The sequence below is a fragment of the Streptomyces sp. NPDC049837 genome (assembly GCF_040674455.1).
GTDB lineage: Bacteria > Actinomycetota > Actinomycetes > Streptomycetales > Streptomycetaceae > Streptomyces.
The window spans coordinates 125,084-142,620 of the sequence record NZ_JBFAMP010000010.1 but is presented as its reverse complement, the minus strand read 5'-3'; the positions used below and the strand labels follow the sequence as shown (position 1 = coordinate 142,620).

Below are 17,537 nucleotides of genomic sequence, written 5' to 3'. Positions count from 1 at the left end.
CCGGCGGAGGAATGCAGCAGATCAGAGCCTACCGGCGCTGCTCATTCCACAGCCAACCCGTATACGGTACGGGCACACTCGGCCAGGACAGGAACAGACGACCGACAAGGAGAAGACCCGGTGGTCACCAGCGATCAGCGGCGGCGCCAGCTCGCCCGGGAGAAGTTCGAGCGGCAGCAGAAGCGCCGTGAGGAAGGCCGGCGGAGGGCGAAGCGCCGCAACAGGATCATCGTCTCCGCGGTGGCCGTGGCGCTGGTGCTGGGCGCCGGGGCCTACACGAACTTCCGCACCGAGTCCGCCGCGGACGCCAAGGACCCCATCGAGTTCCCGTCGGCCTCGCCGAGCTCCTCGCCCGAGCCGAAGGCGGACGAGCCGAAGATGGCCGTCGACACCAAGGCGAAGTACACGATGGCGCTCACCACCAACCACGGCGCCGTCTCGATCGCGATGGACGCCGCGAAGACGCCCCGCACGGTGAACTCGTTCAAGCACCTCGCCGACAAGAAGTACTTCGACAACACCAAGTGCCACCGCCTGACCACGCAGGGCATCTTCGTCCTCCAGTGCGGCGACCCCAAGGGCGACGGCACGGGCGGTCCGGGCTACACCCTCCCGGACGAGAACCTCGCCTCCCTGGGCAAGCCGGGCGCGGACGGCGCGGTGACCTTCAAGGCCGGAACGGTGGCGATGGCCAACACCGGGCAGCCGGGCACCGGCGGCAGCCAGTTCTTCCTCGTCTACAAGGACACCAAGCTGCCCCCGCAGTACACCCCGTTCGGCACGATGGACGCGGCCGGTCTGAAGCTGGTCCAGGACGTGGCCAAGGGCGGCGTCGAGGGCGGCGCCCAGGACGGTGCGCCCAAGAAGGCCGTCACCATTGAGAAAGCCACCGTCAGCAAGGCGTGAACCGCGGAATTCGGTCGCGCTGAGTGCGGACAGCCGGGCGGCCGGTCGCCTAGATTGGCGTTGTGCAGCGCGACCTCGACTGTCGCGTTGTGGAGGGCGGGCGAGGCCCGTCAGGGAACTGTGGACGATGCCCGGGGGTGACCGCCCTCGTCGGCATCATGTGGAGGAGGCGCTGTGAGCAGCGACCCGTGGGGCCGCGTCGACGAGACGGGCACCGTGTACGTGCGTACAGCCGACGGCGAGAAGGTCGTCGGATCGTGGCAGGCCGGATCTCCCGAGGAGGCACTGGCCTACTTCGAGCGCAAGTACGAGGGCTTGGTTGTCGAGATCGGCCTCCTCGAGAAGCGGGTGAAGACCACCGACCTGTCGGCCAAGGACGCGATGGCCGCGATCGACCACATCCGTCATCAGGTGGACGAGCACCACGCCGTGGGCGACCTCGACGCGCTCCGCAAGCGGCTCGACAAGCTCGTCGAGACGGTGGAGGCGCGCCGCGAGGAGCGCAAGGCCCAGAAGGCGAAGCAGACCGACGAGGCGCGGCACGCCAAGGAGGCGCTGGTCAAGGAGGCCGAGGAGCTGGCCCAGAGCGAGCAGTGGCGGGCCGCGGGCGAGCGGCTGCGGGCGCTGGTGGACACCTGGAAGGGCCTGCCGCGGCTCGACCGGAAGTCCGACGACGAGCTGTGGCACCGCTTCTCGCACGCCCGGTCGGCGTTCTCCAAGCGGCGCAAGGCGCACTTCGCGTCGCTGGACGCGCAGCGCGAGGAGGCCCGCAAGACCAAGGAGCGGCTGGTCGCCGAGGCGGAGTCGCTCTCCGGCTCCACCGACTGGGGTGCCACGGCCGCCCGGTACCGCGAGCTGATGGCGGAGTGGAAGGCGGCGGGCCGGGCCCAGCGCGAGCACGAGGACGACCTGTGGAACCGTTTCCGCGGTGCCCAGGACGTCTTCTTCGCGGCGCGCAGCGAGGTGTTCGCGGAGCGTGACGCCGAGCAGGCGGAGAACCTCAAGCTGAAGGAGGAGCTCGCGGGCGAGGCCGAGAAGCTGCTGCCGGTGACGGACCTGAAGGCGGCGCGTGCGGCGTTCCGGTCCATCAACGAGCGGTGGGAGGCGATCGGTCACGTGCCGCGTGACGCCCGTCCGAAGGTCGAGGGGCGGATGCACGCCGTGGAGCGGGCGATCCAGGAGGCCGAGGAGGCCGAGTGGCGTCGTACGAACCCGGAGGCACGCGCGCGTGCGGCGGGTCTGACGGGGCAGCTCCAGGACGCGGTCGAGAAGCTCCGGAAGCAGATCGACGCGGCCCGTGCGGCGGGCAACGACGCCAAGGCGGACAAGCTCGCGCGTGAGCTGGAGGGCCGGCAGGCGCTGCTGGACCAGGCGCTGAAGGGTCTGCAGGAGTTCGGCGGCTGACGTACGGACACGGCAAAGGGCCTCCCCCGGTGGGGAGGCCCTTTTTCCTGCCTGTTACGGCCTGCGGGCCGACGTCACGCGGTACACGTCGTACACGCCCTCCACGCCACGCACCGCCTTCAGGACGTGCCCCAGGTGCTTGGGGTCGCCCATCTCGAAGGTGAAGCGGGAGGTGGCCACCCGGTCGCGGGAGGTCTGGACGGCCGCCGACAGGATGTTGACGTGCTGGTCGGACAGGACCCGGGTGACGTCGGACAGGAGCCGGGAGCGGTCCAGGGCCTCGACCTGGATGGCGACCAGGAAGACCGAGGACTGGGTGGGCGCCCATTCGACGTCGAGGATGCGCTCGGGCTGCTGCGAGAGCGAGTCGACGTTGACGCAGTCGGCGCGGTGAACCGATACACCACTGCCGCGCGTGACGAAGCCTATGATCGGGTCGCCCGGCACCGGCGTACAGCAGCGGGCCAGCTTGACCCACACGTCCTCGACGCCCTTGACGACCACGCCCGGGTCGGCCTTGGTGCGGCGCTTGCCGCGCCCGCGCGACGGCGGGGCCGACTCGGCGATGTCCTCGCTGGCGGCCTCCTCGCCGCCGAGGGCCTGCACCAGCTTCTGGACGACGCCCTGGGCGGCGACATGGCCCTCGCCGATCGCCGCGTACAGCGACGAGATGTCGGGGTAGCGCATCTCGTGCGCCAGCGTGACGAGCGAGTCGCCGGTGAGGATCCGCTGGATCGGCAGGTTCTGCTTGCGCATGGCGCGCGCGATGGCGTCCTTGCCCTGCTCGATCGCCTCGTCGCGGCGCTCCTTGGAGAACCAGGCGCGGATCTTGTTGCGGGCGCGCGGCGACTTGACGAAGCCGAGCCAGTCGCGGGAGGGCCCGGCCCCGGCGGCCTTGGAGGTGAAGACCTCCACCAGGTCGCCGTTGTCGAGGGTCGATTCGAGCGGTACGAGCCGCCCGTTGACCCGCGCTCCTATGGTGCGGTGGCCGACCTCGGTGTGGACGGCGTACGCGAAGTCCACCGGGGTGGCGCCCGCCGGCAGCGCTATGACGTCACCCTTCGGGGTGAAGACGAAGACCTCGTTGCGGGACAGGTCGAAGCGCAGCGACTCCAGGAACTCGCTGGGGTCCTCGGTCTCCTTCTGCCAGTCAAGCAGTTGGCGCAGCCACGCCATGTCGTTGATGTGGTCGTCCTTGCCGGCCTTCTTCGGCACGTCGGTGCGCACCTTGGAGGCGCCGGCGACGGCCTCCTGCTTGTACTTCCAGTGCGCGGCGATGCCGTACTCGGCGCGGCGGTGCATGTCGAACGTGCGGATCTGGAGTTCGACCGGCTTGCCGTTGGGGCCGATGACCGTCGTGTGGAGCGACTGGTACATGTTGAACTTCGGCATCGCGATGTAGTCCTTGAACCGGCCGGGGACCGGGTTCCATCGCGCGTGGACGGTGCCGAGGGCGGCATAGCAGTCGCGGACCGTGTCGACGAGGACGCGGATGCCCACCAGGTCGTAGATCTCCGCGAAGTCACGGCCGCGGACGATCATCTTCTGGTAGACGCTGTAATAGTGCTTCGGCCGGCCGGTGACGGTGGCCTTGATGCGGGCGGCGCGCAGGTCGGCCTGGACCTCGTCGGTCACTATGGCGAGGTACTCGTCCCGCTTGGGGGCGCGCTCGGCGACGAGGCGGACGATCTCGTCGTACATCTTGGGGTAGAGGATCGCGAAGGCGAGGTCCTCCAGCTCCCACTTGATGGTGTTCATGCCCAGCCGGTGGGCCAGCGGGGCGTAGATCTCCAGCGTCTCGCGGGCCTTCTTCTCCTGCTTCTCCCGCTTGAGGTAGCGCATGGTGCGCATGTTGTGCAGGCGGTCGGCGAGCTTGATGACCAGGACGCGCGGGTCCTTGGCCATGGCGACGACCATCTTGCGGACGGTCTCGGCCTGGGCCGCCTCGCCGAACTTGACCTTGTCCAGCTTGGTGACGCCGTCGACGAGGAGGGCGACCTGGTCGCCGAAGTCCTTGCGCAACTGCTCCAGGCCGTACTCGGTGTCCTCGACGGTGTCGTGGAGGAGGCCCGCCATCAGCGTCGCGGGGTCCATGCCCAGCTCGGCGAGGATGGTGGTGACGGCGAGCGGGTGCGTGATGTACGGGTCGCCGCTCTTGCGCTTCTGGCCGCGGTGCCAGCGCTCGGCGACCTGGTAGGCGCGCTCGATCTGGCGGAGCGTGGACGTCTCGATCTTCGGGTCGTTGCTGCGGACTATGCGCAGCAGGGGTTCCAGGACCGGGTTGTACGGCGACGAGCGCTGCACGCCGAGGCGGGCGAGGCGGGCCCGCACGCGGTTGGAGGAGCCGCCGGAGCGGGCGGCGGCGGGCGGCGTGGGCTTCGGCGCCGAGACGGGGGCCGGGCCGGCCGCGCGCTGGGGCGCCGTGGGGCCGGACGTGTTCCGCGCGGCCTTGTCGGGGGGCGTGGCTGTGGGTGCCGCGGCCTTGTCGGCCTGCTGGTCGGGCTTCGCGGCGGAGAGTGGCTGGGCCTCGTCTGGCAAGAGCGCTCCTCGTGCGGGTCCGGGTCCCCCGGTCAGGCCCGGAATCCCATGGTACTGACCTCGGGCGAGCCGCTCGCCCCCGGACGGGGACGGACCTCGGCGCCGGTCATGCGAAACGGGCACCCGGTGTGTCCGGGTGCCCGTTTCGCGTGCCCTGTACGCGCTGGTCAGAGCGTGATCAGCGCCTCCAGCGGGGCGCCGGCCAGCGTCGGCTCGAGCCGGGCGCGGCCGCCCAGGAACCCGAGCTCCATGAGGACGGCGACGCCCGCGACCTCGGCTCCGGCCCGCCGGATCAGCTCCAGCGAGGCCTCGGCGGTGCCGCCGGTGGCGAGGACGTCGTCGATGACCATGACCCGGTCACCGGGCAGGAGGTCCTCGGCGTGCACCTCGATCTCGGCGGTGCCGTACTCCAGCTCGTACGCCTGGCTCAGCGTCGCCCCGGGCAGCTTGCCCGCCTTGCGGACCGGGACGAAGCCCAGTCGCGCGGTGACGGCGACCGGCGCGGCGAGGATGAACCCGCGCGCCTCCAGGCCGACGATCTTGGTCGCGCCGTGCCGTTCGCACAGCTCGGCCAGCGCCCCGGTGAGGGCGCCGAACGCCTCCGGGTCCGCGAGCAGCGGCGTGATGTCCTTGAACGTCACACCGGGGATGGGGTAGTCGGCGACGTCCCGGATGCGGCTGAGGAGCAGCTCCTGCGTGGTGACGGTCATCGGCGCCTGCCCCGCCCGCGGGTGGGCTGGCGCCGCTGTCCGACGACCGCGCCGGCGGGTGCGGCGTCCTCCGGCTCGGTCTCCTCCGCGTTCTCGGCGTTCTCGGCGGAGCCGTCCTCGGAGGTGCCCTTCTCGGCGGCCTGGGCGCGCTTGGCGAGGACGCGCTTCTTCAGCGCCTTCATCTGCGGGTCGCGTTCCTTGAGGTCGGCGACGAGCGGCGTGGCGATGAAGATCGACGAGTACGCACCGGCCGCGAGGCCCACGAACAGCGACAGCGAGATGTCGTTGAGCATGCCCGCGCCGAGGAAGCCACCGCCGATGAACAGCAGGCCGGCCACCGGCAGCAGCGCCACCACCGTGGTGTTGATGGAGCGGACCAGGGTGCTGTTGAGGCTGCGGTTGGCGATCTCGCTGTAGGTCCAGCGGGTCTGCTTGGTGATGTCCTTCGACCCCTCCTTGAGACCGTCGAAGACGACGACGGTGTCGTAGAGGGAGTAACCGAGGATGGTCAGCAGACCGATCACGGTGCCCGGGGTGACCTCGAAGCCGACCAGGGCGTAGATGCCGACGGTGATCGTCAGGTCGTGGATCAGGGCGATCAGCGCGGCGAGCGCCATGCGCCACTCGAAGGCGATCGCCAGGTAGATCACCACGAGGACCATGAAGACGCCGAGACCCATCCACGCCTTGTTGGCGATCTGCTCGCCCCAGCTCGGGCCGACGACGTCGGCGTTGAGGTTGTTGCTGGGGACGTTCAGTTCGGTGGCGAGCTCGGACTTGATCTTGCCGGCTTCGGCGGTGGTCACATCGCTGATCTGGATGCGCAGACCGCCGGTGCCCAGCTCCTGGACGATCGGGGTGTGGCCGGAGACCTCTTCGGCCGCGTCCCGCGCCTCCTCGGTGGACACCGCGAGCTTGGGCGTGGTGACGACGACGCCGCCCTTGAACTCGATGCCCATGTTGAGGCCCTGCACCATCAGTCCGGCGATGGCCGTGATGGTGATCAGGATGGAGACGCCGTACCAGATCATCCGCTTGCCGACGAAGTCGTACCCGACCTCACCGCGGTACAGGCGAGCGCCCATGCTGCCGAGTCGTGACATCTCACGCCTCCTTCGGTTCGGTGGTGGCGGAGACACGCCGGGAGCGGCGCAGCGGGGGCTTGGCCCCCAGCCGCTTGGGGTCCAGACCCGACCACGGGTGGCCGCTGCTGAAGAACTTCGTCCGGGCCAGCAGCGTCATCAGCGGCTTGGTGAAGAAGAACACCACGACCACGTCGAGCAGGGTCGTCAGACCGAGCGTGAACGCGAAGCCCTGGACCTTGCCGACGGTCACGATGAACAGCACGGCCGCGGCGAGGAACGACACGAAGTCGGAGACCAGGATGGTGCGCCGGGCTCGCGGCCAGCCGCGCTCGACGGCGGGGCGCAGCGTGCGGCCCTCGCGGATCTCGTCACGGATGCGTTCGAAGTAGACGATGAACGAGTCCGCGGTGATACCGATGGCCACGATCGCGCCGCAGACGGCCGGCAGGTTCAGCGCGAAGCCGATGGCCGGGCCGAGCAGCGACATCAGCGCGTACGTGAGGACGGCCGAGACACCGAGGCTGAGGATCGCGATGAGCGACAGCCCGCGGTAGTAGACGACCAGGTAGATGATGACCAGGGCGAGACCGATGGCGCCCGCGATCAGACCGGCCTGGAGCTGCTCACCGCCGAGCGCGGCGGTGACCGTGGTGACGCTCTCCTGCTCGAAGGAGAGCGGCAGCGCGCCGTACGACAGGATGTTGGCGAGCTCGGTGGCGGACTCCTGGTCGAAGCTGCCGGAGATCTCGGCGCTGCCGCCGCCGATCGCGCTGCTGACGGACGGGGCCGAGACGACCTGGCCGTCGAGCGTGATCGCGAACTGGTTCTGCGGCTGGACCTGGCTCGCCAGCTTGCCGGTGGTGGCCGCGAACTTCTTGGTGCCCGCGTCGGTGAAGCCGAGCTGGACGATCCAGCGGCCGCGCTGCGGGTCGAGGACGCCCTGCGCCTCGTCGACGTCCGTGCCGGCGACCTCGGCCGGGCCGAGGATGTACTTGGCGTCGCCCTCGGTGCCACAGGCCACGGTCGGCTTGGCCGGGTCCGCGTTCTGCGCCGGGTTGGGGACCTGCTTGGTCTTCTTGTCCGGCGTGCAGTCCAGGGCGGCGAACTGCTTGTCGAGCGCGGCGATGGCCGCGGCGCCCGAGGCGGAGGGCTGCGGGGCGGGCGTGGTGGCCGGCTTGTCGGTCGTGCCCAGCTTCGGGGACGGCGACTCGTCCTTCTTCAGGGCGTCGGTGACCGCACGGCCCTGGGTGGTGGCACTGGCCTTCGGGGTGGGCGTCGACGAGGCCTTGCCGCTGGGCGTGGCGCTCGGCGATCCGGTGGCGGAGGGCTCCGGGATCGGCGCGCTGCCGGCGACGGCGAGGACCGGGCGGAAGTACAGCTCGGCGGTCGTACCGACCTGCTTCTGGGCCTTCTCGGAGTCGGTCGCCCTGGGGATGTTGACGATGATGTGCCGGTTGCCCTGCTGCTGGACCTCCGCCTCGGAGACACCGAGACCGTTGACGCGGCGTTCGATGATGCCGATCGCGGTCTGCATGTTGGTGTTGTTGACGGCGTCCTTCTTGCCGGGCTGGCTCTCGGCCCGGAGCGTGATGCTCGTACCGCCGGCGAGGTCGATGCCCAGGCGCGGGGTGAGGTCACCCGACCAGAACATCCCGCCGATCAGGGCTCCGATGGCGATCAGGATCGCGGCCAGGGCGCGCCCCGGCTTGCCCTGCCCCCCCGACGCCGGCCCTCGGCCCTTCTTGGGTGCTGCCACCTTCTCGTTTCTCCCTGTCCAACCGCCGCTACGCCGGGTGAGCGTCGGGGCGGCCACGAAGTGGTGTGGGGAATCCCCCGCGTGTGTCGGCACGGAACGGACCGCGTACGCCGGTCGGCGACGCGGTCCGTCTGCACGCCTTACTTCGCGTCGGTGTCGCCGTCGGTCTTGTCGTCGGCCTTGGCGTCCTCGGCCTTGGCGTCCTCGGCCTCGGGAGCGGTCTCGACCTCGTCGGCCGCGTCCTTCTTGCCCAGGTCGATCTTCGCGTCGTCGGTCTCGGTGAGCGAGGAGGCGTCGTCCGGCACGACCGGGGTGTCGCTCTTCAGGTCACCGTCACCGTGCACGATGCGGTTGTACTCGTCGTCGTCGAGGACGGCGCCGACGGCGTTCTTGGCGTAGACGGCGTGGACTCCCGGAGCGACCTCCAGGAGGACGGTGTCCTCGCCGACCTCCTTGACGGTGGCGTACATCCCCCCGATCGTCCGTAGGCCGGTTCCGGGCTGCATCTGGTTGCGCATTTCCACCGCCTGCTGCTGCTTCTTCTTCGCAGAGCGGGTCATCAGGAACATGGCCCCGATGAGGACGATGAACGGCAGGAGAGTCACGATACTCACGGGACGACAAATCCTTCGCACGGTCGCGGGGAACCGCGGCCTGATCTTCGGGGGTGGGTACGCCGACCTGAACGGTCGGCATCGGCGGAGTCTAGGCGAGTCCGCATCAATGGAACAACGCCCAGCATGGCACCGCGGTTCCTGACCCGGCGAGTCTCCTCGCCGTCACGCCCCGAAGAGCCCCTGTTGTCCCCTTCCCGGGCCCCCTGCCTGCGGCGGTACGAGGCCGAGATGCGTCCATGCGGCGGGCGTGGCCACCCGTCCCCGGGGGGTGCGGGCCAGCAGCCCCTCCCGGACGAGGAACGGCTCGGCGACCTCCTCGACCGTCTCGCGCTCCTCGCCCACGGCGACGGCCAGGGTGGACAGGCCCACCGGTCCGCCGCCGAACAGCTTGAGCAGGGCCTCCAGCACCGCCCGGTCCAGCCGGTCGAGGCCGCGGCCGTCCACCTCGTAGACCTTGAGGGCGGTGGCGGCGATGTCGCGGGTGATCAGGCCGTCCGCCTTGACCTGGGCGTAGTCGCGGACGCGGCGCAGCAGGCGGTTGGCGATACGGGGCGTGCCGCGGGAGCGGCCGGCGATCTCGGCGGCGCCGTCGGCCTCGATCTCGACGTCCAGGAGGTGGGCGGAGCGGTGGATGACGCGCTCCAGCTCGGCCGGGGCGTAGAACTCCATGTGGGCGGTGAAGCCGAAGCGGTCACGGAGTGGGGGCGGCAGGAGGCCGGCGCGGGTGGTGGCCCCGACGAGGGTGAAGGGCGGCAGCTCCAGCGGGATCGCGGTCGCTCCCGGGCCCTTGCCGACGATGACGTCGACCCGGAAGTCCTCCATCGCCATGTAGAGCATCTCCTCGGCGGGCCGGGACATGCGGTGGATCTCGTCGAGGAACAGCACCTCTCCCTCCTGGAGGGAGGAGAGGATCGCGGCGAGGTCGCCGGCGTGCTGGATGGCGGGGCCGGAGGTGATCCGGATGGGGGCGCCCATCTCCGCGGCGATGATCATGGAGAGGGTGGTCTTGCCGAGGCCGGGGGCGCCGGACAGCAGGACGTGGTCGGCGGTGGCGCCACGGGCGAGGGCGGCCTTGAGCACCAGGTCGAGCTGCTCGCGCACCCGTTCCTGGCCCACGAACTCCTCCAGCGACTTCGGCCGCAGGGCCGCCTCGACGGCCTGGTCCTCCCCGTCGGCGGACGCCCCGACGAGCCGGTCGGCGGCGCCGGCCGGGGATTCGTTGCCGGTGGGTGCGGTGTCGTCCCAGTTCACAGTGGGTTGCCTCGCGGGTCTCAGCGGGTGCGGTTCAGGGTCTGGAGGGCGGCCTTGAGGAGCCGGCCGATCTCGGGGGTGCCGCCCGCCGCCTCGGCCTGCGGGCTGACGGCGGCCACCGCCTCGTCGGCCTCGCGGGTGGCGTAGCCCAGGCCGATCAGCGCGGCGTGCAGTTGGTCGCGCCAGGAGGCGGTGACCGGCGCGCCGACGGCCGGTGCCGAACCGATGGGCTCACCGAGCCGGTCCTTCAGCTCCAGCAGCAGCTTCTGGGCACCCTTCTTGCCGATGCCCGGCACCGCCGTGAGCGCCTTCTCGTCGCCGGAGGCCACCGCGATGCGCAGCGCGTCGGGGGTGTGCACGGCGAGCATGGCCTGGGCGAGGCGCGGGCCGACGCCGCTGGCGGTCTGGAGCAGCTCGAAGACCTGTCGCTCGTCGTCGTCGGCGAAGCCGTACAGGGTCAGTGAGTCCTCCCGTACGACCAACGACGTGGCCAGTCGCGCCTCTTGACCCAGCCTCAGTCCCGACAGGGTGTTCGGCGTGCACTGGACGGCCATGCCGATGCCGCCGACTTCGATCACGGCGGTGGTCGGGGCGAGCGCGGCGACGGGACCACTCACGAAGGCGATCATGCGGTGCGGCCTTTCATGGCTCGGTGGGCGGCGACCGCCTGTTGCAGGCGGTTCTGGGCGGGGGCCCGCCAGATGTGGCAGATGGCGAGGGCCAGCGCGTCGGCCGCGTCGGCCGGCTTGGGCGGGGCGTCCAGCCGGAGCAGCCGGGTGACCATCGCCCCGACCTGTGCCTTGTCGGCGCGGCCGCTGCCGGTGACGGCGGCCTTGACCTCGCTGGGCGTGTGCAGGGCGACGGGGATGCCGCGGCGGGACGCGCACAGCATGGCGACGGCGCTGGCCTGGGCGGTGCCCATCACCGTACGCACATTGTGCTGGCTGAACACCCGCTCCACCGCCACCCGTTCGGGACGGTGCTCATCCAGCCATTCCTCGATGCCGCGCTCAATGGCGACGAGCCGGTGGCCGATGTCCGCGTCCGCCGGGGTGCGGACGACGCCGACGCCGAGCATCGTCAACGGGCGCCCTGCGACGCCTTCGACGACGCCGACACCGCACCGGGTCAGCCCCGGGTCCACCCCGAGTACGCGCACGCCACCCCGCCCCTCTCTGCGGCTAGGCCGCCGCCGCTCTCGCGGAGGTGGCTGATCGCCATCGTGGTTCCTCAATGCATGGTTGCGGTCCACAGGCTAACCGGCCCCTCTGACAACAACGGCGGGCCGGCAGGGGGCGTGTCCCCTGCCGGCCCGCCGCGTGCGTGCGTGGGTCAGGCGTCGACCTTCTCCATGACGTCGTCGGAGACGTCGAAGTTGGCGAAGACGTTCTGCACGTCGTCGCTGTCCTCCAGCGCGTCGATCAGCTTGAAGATCTTGCGCGCGCCTTCCTCGTCGAGCTGGACCTGCATGGTCGGGACGAAGTTGGCGTCGGCCGAGTCGTAGTCGATACCGGCCTCCTGGAGGGCGGTGCGGACCGCGACGAGGTCGGTGGCCTCGCTGATGACCTCGAAGGTCTCGCCGAGGTCGTTGACCTCCTCGGCGCCCGCGTCCAGGACCGCGCCGAGGACGTCGTCCTCGGTCAGCTCGCCCTTGGGGACGATCACGACACCCTTGCGGTTGAAGAGGTACGACACCGAGCCCGGGTCGGCCATCGAGCCGCCGTTGCGGGTCATCGCGACGCGTACGTCGGAGGCGGCGCGGTTGCGGTTGTCGGTGAGGCACTCGATGAGCACCGCGACACCGTTCGGGCCGTAACCCTCGTACATGATCGTCTCGTAGTCGACGCCGCCGGCCTCGAGACCACCGCCGCGCTTGACCGCGGAGTCGATGTTCTTGTTGGGGACCGAGCTCTTCTTGGCCTTCTGGATGGCGTCGTACAGCGTGGGGTTGCCATCGGGGTCGGCGCCGCCGGTGCGGGCCGCGACCTCGATGTTCTTGATCAGCTTCGCGAAGAGCTTGCCGCGCTTGGCGTCGATCACGGCCTTCTTGTGCTTCGTCGTAGCCCATTTAGAGTGGCCGGACATCTGCCTGTCTCCTTCGCGTAACCAATTTCTGAACGAACCCCAGAGATCCTACCGGGACCGGGTCAGCCCGCGGCGCGCACCATGTCGACGAACAGGGCGTGGACGCGGTGGTCGCCCGTCAGCTCCGGGTGGAACGACGTGGCAAGGGCGTTGCCCTGCCGTACGGCGACGATGTGGCCGTCGTGCTCGGCGATGACGTCCGCCTGGGCACCGACCGACTCGACCCAGGGAGCCCGGATGAAGACGCCCTCCACCGGACCGCCCTCGATGCCGGCGACCTCGACGGCCGCCTCGAAGGACTCGTTCTGGCGCCCGAAGGCGTTGCGGCGGACGATCATGTCGATGCCGCCGAGCGTCTCCTGGCCCGAGCGCGGATCGAGGATCTTGTCGGCGAGCATGATCAGACCGGCGCACGTGCCGTAGACGGGCATGCCCGCCTTGATGCGCTCGCGCAGCGGCTCCATCAGGCCGAAGAGGTCGGCCAGCTTGGAGATGGTGGTGGACTCCCCGCCGGGGATGACCAGGCCGTCGACCTCGGCGAGCTCCTCGGGGCGCCGGACCGGCCTGGCCACGGCGTCCGCCGCGGCCAGGGCGATCAGGTGCTCACGTACGTCGCCCTGGAGAGCCAGGACACCGATGAGCGGAGTGGTCATTACCAGCCCCGGTTCGCGTAGCGCTCGGCCTCGGGGAGGGTGTCGCAGTTGATGCCCACCATGGCCTCGCCCAGGTTGCGGGACGCGTCGGCGATGATCTTCGGGTCGTCGTAGAAGGTGGTGGCCTTCACGATGGCGGCGGCGCGCTTGGCCGGGTCGCCGGACTTGAAGATGCCGGAGCCGACGAAGACGCCCTCGGCGCCGAGCTGGCGCATCAGCGCGGCGTCGGCCGGGGTGGCCACGCCACCGGCGGAGAACAGCACGACCGGCAGCTTGCCGAGCTCGCTGACCTCCTTGACGAGCTCGTACGGGGCGCGCAGCTCCTTGGCGGCGGCGTACAGCTCGTTGTTGTCGAAGCCGCGCAGCTTGGCGATCTCGTTCTTGATCTGGCGCAGGTGGCGGACGGCCTCGACGACGTTGCCGGTGCCGGCCTCGCCCTTGGAGCGGATCATGGCCGCGCCCTCGGCTATGCGGCGCAGGGCCTCGCCCAGGTTGGTGGCGCCACAGACGAAGGGGGTGGTGAAGGCCCACTTGTCGGAGTGGTTGACCTCGTCGGCCGGGGTGAGGACCTCGGACTCGTCGATGTAGTCGACACCGAGGGACTGGAGGACCTGGGCCTCGACGAAGTGGCCGATGCGGGACTTGGCCATGACCGGGATGGAGACCGCGTCGATGATCTCCTCGATCATGTTCGGGTCGGACATCCGGGCCACGCCGCCGTCCTTGCGGATGTCGGCCGGGACCCGCTCGAGGGCCATGACGGCGACGGCGCCGGCGTCCTCGGCGATCTTGGCCTGCTCGGCGTTGACCACGTCCATGATCACGCCGCCCTTGAGCTGCTCGGCCATGCCGCGCTTGACGCGCGCGGTGCCGGTCTCGGGCGACTGCGGGGTGGTGGTGCTGGACACGGATGACCTCACTCAAGAAACGGGGGGTTTCAACTACACCGAGGAAACCCGGGCCACCCAGTCCACATCAAGGGCCAATAGTGACCCGGTGGCTCGTTTTCCCGAGGTCAGCCGCTCCCCGGCCGGTCCGCCAGCGCCACCGGCGGCTCGTCGTCCATCTCGAACGCCATCGGGAACGGGGCGTGCCCCGCGAGCCGGAACCAGCGCACCTTGCGGTGCCTGCGCAGCGCCCTGGCCGCGCGTACGGCGTCGTTGTGGAACCGGCGCGCCATCGGCACCCGGCGCACCGCCGCCGCCAGCTCGCCGGCCGCCTGCTCGCCGCCCGGGGCCTGACGTACCACCTCCACCTGCTCCGGTTCGCCGAACACCGCGCGCAGCGCCTGGCTCAGCTCGCTCTCGGCCACCTCCCGCTGCTCCTCCTCGGCCTGCCGGGCGGCGTGCGCGGCCTCGTACAGCACGATCGACGCCGCCGGGTCGAGCACACCCGAGGTGGCCAGCTCCTGGGCGACCGAGGCACGCCGCAGCAACTGCGCGTCGAGCGCGGCGCGGGCGGCGTCGATCCGCGCGTGCAGCCGGTCGAGCCGCCCGGCGGTCCAGCTCAGGTAGAGCCCGATGGCGACCAGGCCGACGACGATCCAGATGAGGGTTTCGATCACGGGCGCACAGGCTACCGGGACGCCGCGTTGCGCCCGGGCGCCGGTACGCCCCGGCCCACCCCCACCGGGCCGCAGCCGTCACCGAGCACGGCGCCAGGCACCCGCCGCCCGGCCCCACCCGCCGAGTCCCACGCGCCACACGCCACACGTCAGGCGCGACGCGTCACCCGCCACCCGGTCCGGCGTCAGTCCCGCGCCAGCCCCCACCGCGCCCGCAGCCCCAGCCGCTCGTCCGTGGCGACCGAGGCCGCGCCGTCCGTGACCGTCTCGTAGACCGCGAGGATGTCCGCGCCGACCGTCGACCAGTCGAAGCGGCGGACATGGGCGCTGCCCCGGTCCCGCAGCTCCTGGCGCCGTTCCTCGTCGCCGAGCAGGCGGATCGCCGTCTTCGCCAGGGCGTCGGCGTCCTCGTTGGCGAAGAGTTCGCCCGCCGCGCCCTGGTCCAGGACCTGCGCGAACGCGTCCAGGTCGCTGGCCAGCACCGGCGCGCCCGCCGACATGGCCTCGACCAGGATGATGCCGAAGCTCTCGCCGCCCGTGTTGGGCGCCACGTACACGTCCACGCTGCGCAGCAGCCGCGCCTTGTCCTCGTCGCTGACCATGCCGAGGAACTCCACGCGCCGCCGCATGTCGGCCGGCAGGGACGCGACGGCCTCCTCCTCGTCTCCCCGGCCCGCGACCAGCAGCCGGGTGTCGGGGCACGCGGCGAGGATCTTCGGGAAGGCCTTCATGAGCACCGGCAGGCCCTTGCGCGGCTCGTCGATCCGCCCGATGAACCCGAGCGTGCCGCCCTGCCACTCCGCCTTCGGCTCCGCCCCGGCGAAGAAGTCGACGTCGACCCCGTTGGGGATGACGACCGCGTCGCCGCCCAAGTGCTCGACGAGCGTCCGGCGCGCGTACTCGCTGACCGCGATACGCGCGCTGATCTTCTCCAGCGCGGGCTGGAGGATCGGGTACGCGGCGATCATGGCCCGCGACCGCGGGTTGGACGTGTGGAAGGTGGCCACGATCGGGCCCTGCGCCGCCCAGCAGGACAGCAGCCCCAGCGACGGCGAGGCCGGCTCGTGGATGTGGATCACGTCGAACGTGCCGTCGTGCAGCCAGCGCCGCACCCGCGCCGCCGACAGGAAGCCGAAGTTCAGCCGGGCGACCGAGCCGTTGTACGGCACGGGGACCGCGCGCCCCGCCGAGACGACGTACGGCGGCAGCGGGGTCTCGTCGTCCGCCGGGGCCAGCACGGACACCTCGTGGCCGAGCCGGATCAGGTGCTCGGCCAGGTCCCGGATGTGGAACTGGACGCCGCCCGGCACGTCCCAGGAGTACGGGCAGACGATGCCGATCCTCACGCGTCGGGTCCCTTCGCGGGATCCAGGTCCGCGAGCCACAGCCGCTGCAACATGTGCCAGTCCTCCGGGTGCTCGGCGATTCCGGTGGCGAAGGCATCGGCCAGCGCCTGTGTCATGGAGGACGTCTTCTCGGCGCGCGTACCTGTCTCGGGTACGTCGACGGGCGGATGGACCCGGCCCCTCATCGTCGACGTTCCGTCGTACCAGAGCGTCACCGGCAGCAGCAGCGCGCCGGTCTGCTGGGCCAGCATCGCGGGCCCGGCCGGCATCCGCGCCGCGTCGCCGAAGAACTTCACCTCGACGCCCGACTCCGACAGGTCACGGTCGGCGACCAGGCACACCAGGCCGCCCGCCCGCAGCCGCCGCGCCAGCGTCCCGAACGCCGAGCCGCCGGTGTGCGGCAGGACCTCCATGCCCAGCGACTCCCGGTACGCGACGAACCGGTCGTACAGCGTCTCCGGCTTCAGCCGCTCGGCGACCGTCGTGAACGGCACGCCCAGCGCGCGCGTGACCCACACGCCCGCCAGGTCCCAGTTCGCCAGGTGCGGCAGCGCCAGGACGACTCCCTTGCCGGCGGCCAGGCCCTCCGTCAGGTAGTGCGCGTCCTTGACGTCGACGGTGTCCCTGACGCGCTCCGCACTCCACGCCGGCAGCCGGAACGACTCCATCCAGTAGCGCATGTACGAGCGCATCCCGGCCTTCGACAGCTCGGCCAGCCGCTCCGGGGAGGCGTCCGGCACCACGCGCGCGAGGTTGGCCTCCAGGCGCAGCACGCCCTTGCCGCGCCGCTTCCACGCCGTGTCGGCGATCCGCCGGCCGAGACCGGCCGCCACCGGCTCGGGCAGTTGCTTCACCGCGCTCCAGCCGAGCCCGTACAGCGCGTCGGTCAACCGTTCACGCACCGCGCTCATGTCGCCTCACTCCCCCTGGCACCGGAACCGCCCACCTCGGGAGAGCCCGCCGCCGCGTCCGCCTCCGCCGACTCGCGGCGCACCGTCACCACCCGCTGCCCGAGCGTCACGGCACTGCCCACGGCCACCACCCACAGGGCGATGGGCAGCAGCACCTGGATGCCCGGCACACCGAACCCGTGCAGCCCGGCCAGGCCCGCCGCCACCAGCGAGACCACGAGCCGCTCCGCCCGCTCGACCAGGCCGTTCACCGCGACGGGCAGGCCGATCGACTCGCCACGCGCCTTGGTGTACGAAACGACCTGGCCGCTCGCCAGGCAGAAGATGGCCACGGCACACAACACATTGTCGTCGCCCTTGCCCGCGTACCACAGCGCGAAGCCACCGAAAATCGCCCCGTCGGCGACCCGGTCCAGGGTCGAGTCGAGGAAGGCGCCCCAGCGGCTGGAGATGCCCGCCTGCCGGGCCATGTTCCCGTCCACCAGGTCGGAGAACACGAACAGCGTGATGACGATCGTGCCCCAGAAGAACTCCCCCCGGGGGAAGAAGACCAGCGCGCCCGCCACCACGCCGGCCGTGCCGATCAGCGTGACGGCGTCGGGGCTGACCCCGCGGCGGAGCAGAAACGCGGCGAACGGTGTGAGAACACGCGTGAAAAAAGCACGCGCGTACTTGTTCAGCATGGCCTTCCCGAGGGTCGGTGGGCCGTGC

17 protein-coding genes are annotated in these 17,537 nt (G+C 70.9%); 2 read left to right on the top strand and 15 right to left on the bottom strand.

The features are described 5' to 3' along the window. Window positions 1-120: 120 nt before the first annotated feature. Both AB0J57_RS26110 and AB0J57_RS26105 read left to right on the top strand, forming a co-directional pair. Complete coding sequence (locus AB0J57_RS26110; RefSeq protein ID WP_366130710.1) at window positions 121-906, top strand: peptidylprolyl isomerase; 786 nt, start codon at window positions 121-123, stop codon at window positions 904-906. A 174-nt stretch (window positions 907-1,080) separates the two neighbouring features. Continuing rightward, complete coding sequence (locus AB0J57_RS26105; RefSeq protein WP_366130709.1) at window positions 1,081-2,310, top strand: DUF349 domain-containing protein; 1,230 nt, start codon at window positions 1,081-1,083, stop codon at window positions 2,308-2,310. Between the two features lie 54 nt (window positions 2,311-2,364). On the opposite strand, the gene AB0J57_RS26100 is transcribed toward AB0J57_RS26105, so the two are convergent. From AB0J57_RS26100 to pgsA, 15 genes are all read right to left on the bottom strand, one after another. Further along, on the bottom strand, window positions 2,365-4,848 hold the full coding sequence (locus AB0J57_RS26100) for a bifunctional (p)ppGpp synthetase/guanosine-3',5'-bis(diphosphate) 3'-pyrophosphohydrolase (protein WP_366130708.1): 2,484 nt from the start codon (window positions 4,846-4,848) through the stop codon (window positions 2,365-2,367). A 167-nt stretch (window positions 4,849-5,015) separates the two neighbouring features. Then, window positions 5,016-5,558, bottom strand: coding sequence for an adenine phosphoribosyltransferase (locus AB0J57_RS26095; protein ID WP_366130707.1), 543 nt, complete (start codon window positions 5,556-5,558; stop codon window positions 5,016-5,018). Beyond that, complete coding sequence (secF, locus tag AB0J57_RS26090) at window positions 5,555-6,661, bottom strand: protein translocase subunit SecF (protein ID WP_366130706.1); 1,107 nt, start codon at window positions 6,659-6,661, stop codon at window positions 5,555-5,557. Before secF ends, AB0J57_RS26095 begins: the two co-directional genes overlap by 4 nt. Before the next feature lies 1 nt (window position 6,662). Beyond that, window positions 6,663-8,399 carry a protein translocase subunit SecD gene (gene secD, locus AB0J57_RS26085; protein WP_366130705.1) on the bottom strand — a complete coding sequence of 579 codons (1,737 nt, stop codon included), beginning with the start codon at window positions 8,397-8,399 and terminating at the stop codon, window positions 6,663-6,665. Window positions 8,400-8,539: 140 nt separating this feature from the next. Beyond that, entirely contained in the window at window positions 8,540-9,013 is a 474-nt protein-coding gene (gene yajC / locus AB0J57_RS26080; protein ID WP_366130704.1) for a preprotein translocase subunit YajC, read from the bottom strand. Between the two features lie 165 nt (window positions 9,014-9,178). After that, on the bottom strand, window positions 9,179-10,267 hold the full coding sequence (gene ruvB, locus AB0J57_RS26075) for a Holliday junction branch migration DNA helicase RuvB (protein WP_366130703.1): 1,089 nt from the start codon (window positions 10,265-10,267) through the stop codon (window positions 9,179-9,181). 20 nt (window positions 10,268-10,287) lie between these two features. Continuing rightward, on the bottom strand, window positions 10,288-10,896 hold the full coding sequence (ruvA, locus tag AB0J57_RS26070; protein WP_366130702.1) for a Holliday junction branch migration protein RuvA: 609 nt from the start codon (window positions 10,894-10,896) through the stop codon (window positions 10,288-10,290). Beyond that, window positions 10,893-11,426, bottom strand: coding sequence for a crossover junction endodeoxyribonuclease RuvC (gene ruvC, locus AB0J57_RS26065; protein ID WP_366130701.1), 534 nt, complete (start codon window positions 11,424-11,426; stop codon window positions 10,893-10,895). Before ruvC ends, ruvA begins: the two co-directional genes overlap by 4 nt. Window positions 11,427-11,599: 173 nt before the next feature. Next, on the bottom strand, window positions 11,600-12,352 hold the full coding sequence (locus AB0J57_RS26060; protein WP_366130700.1) for a YebC/PmpR family DNA-binding transcriptional regulator: 753 nt from the start codon (window positions 12,350-12,352) through the stop codon (window positions 11,600-11,602). Between the two features lie 62 nt (window positions 12,353-12,414). Next, on the bottom strand, window positions 12,415-13,005 hold the full coding sequence (pdxT, locus tag AB0J57_RS26055) for a pyridoxal 5'-phosphate synthase glutaminase subunit PdxT (protein WP_366130699.1): 591 nt from the start codon (window positions 13,003-13,005) through the stop codon (window positions 12,415-12,417). Then, the gene (gene pdxS, locus AB0J57_RS26050; RefSeq protein ID WP_073758122.1) at window positions 13,005-13,913 is read right to left on the bottom strand and encodes a pyridoxal 5'-phosphate synthase lyase subunit PdxS; all 909 of its coding nucleotides are present in this window, start codon (window positions 13,911-13,913) and stop codon (window positions 13,005-13,007) included. The genes pdxT and pdxS overlap by 1 nt, the downstream gene beginning before the upstream one ends. A 107-nt stretch (window positions 13,914-14,020) precedes the next feature. Beyond that, window positions 14,021-14,569 carry a hypothetical protein gene (locus tag AB0J57_RS26045; RefSeq protein ID WP_366130698.1) on the bottom strand — a complete coding sequence of 183 codons (549 nt, stop codon included), beginning with the start codon at window positions 14,567-14,569 and terminating at the stop codon, window positions 14,021-14,023. 185 nt (window positions 14,570-14,754) lie between these two features. Continuing rightward, window positions 14,755-15,915: a glycosyltransferase family 4 protein gene (locus AB0J57_RS26040; RefSeq protein WP_366130697.1), complete on the bottom strand. Its 1,161-nt coding sequence runs from the start codon at window positions 15,913-15,915 to the stop codon at window positions 14,755-14,757. Further along, window positions 15,912-16,826, bottom strand: coding sequence for a phosphatidylinositol mannoside acyltransferase (locus AB0J57_RS26035; RefSeq protein WP_366130696.1), 915 nt, complete (start codon window positions 16,824-16,826; stop codon window positions 15,912-15,914). Before AB0J57_RS26035 ends, AB0J57_RS26040 begins: the two co-directional genes overlap by 4 nt. Further along, on the bottom strand, window positions 16,823-17,509 hold the full coding sequence (pgsA, locus tag AB0J57_RS26030) for a phosphatidylinositol phosphate synthase (protein WP_366130695.1): 687 nt from the start codon (window positions 17,507-17,509) through the stop codon (window positions 16,823-16,825). The genes AB0J57_RS26035 and pgsA overlap by 4 nt, the downstream gene beginning before the upstream one ends. Window positions 17,510-17,537 lie beyond the last annotated feature (28 nt).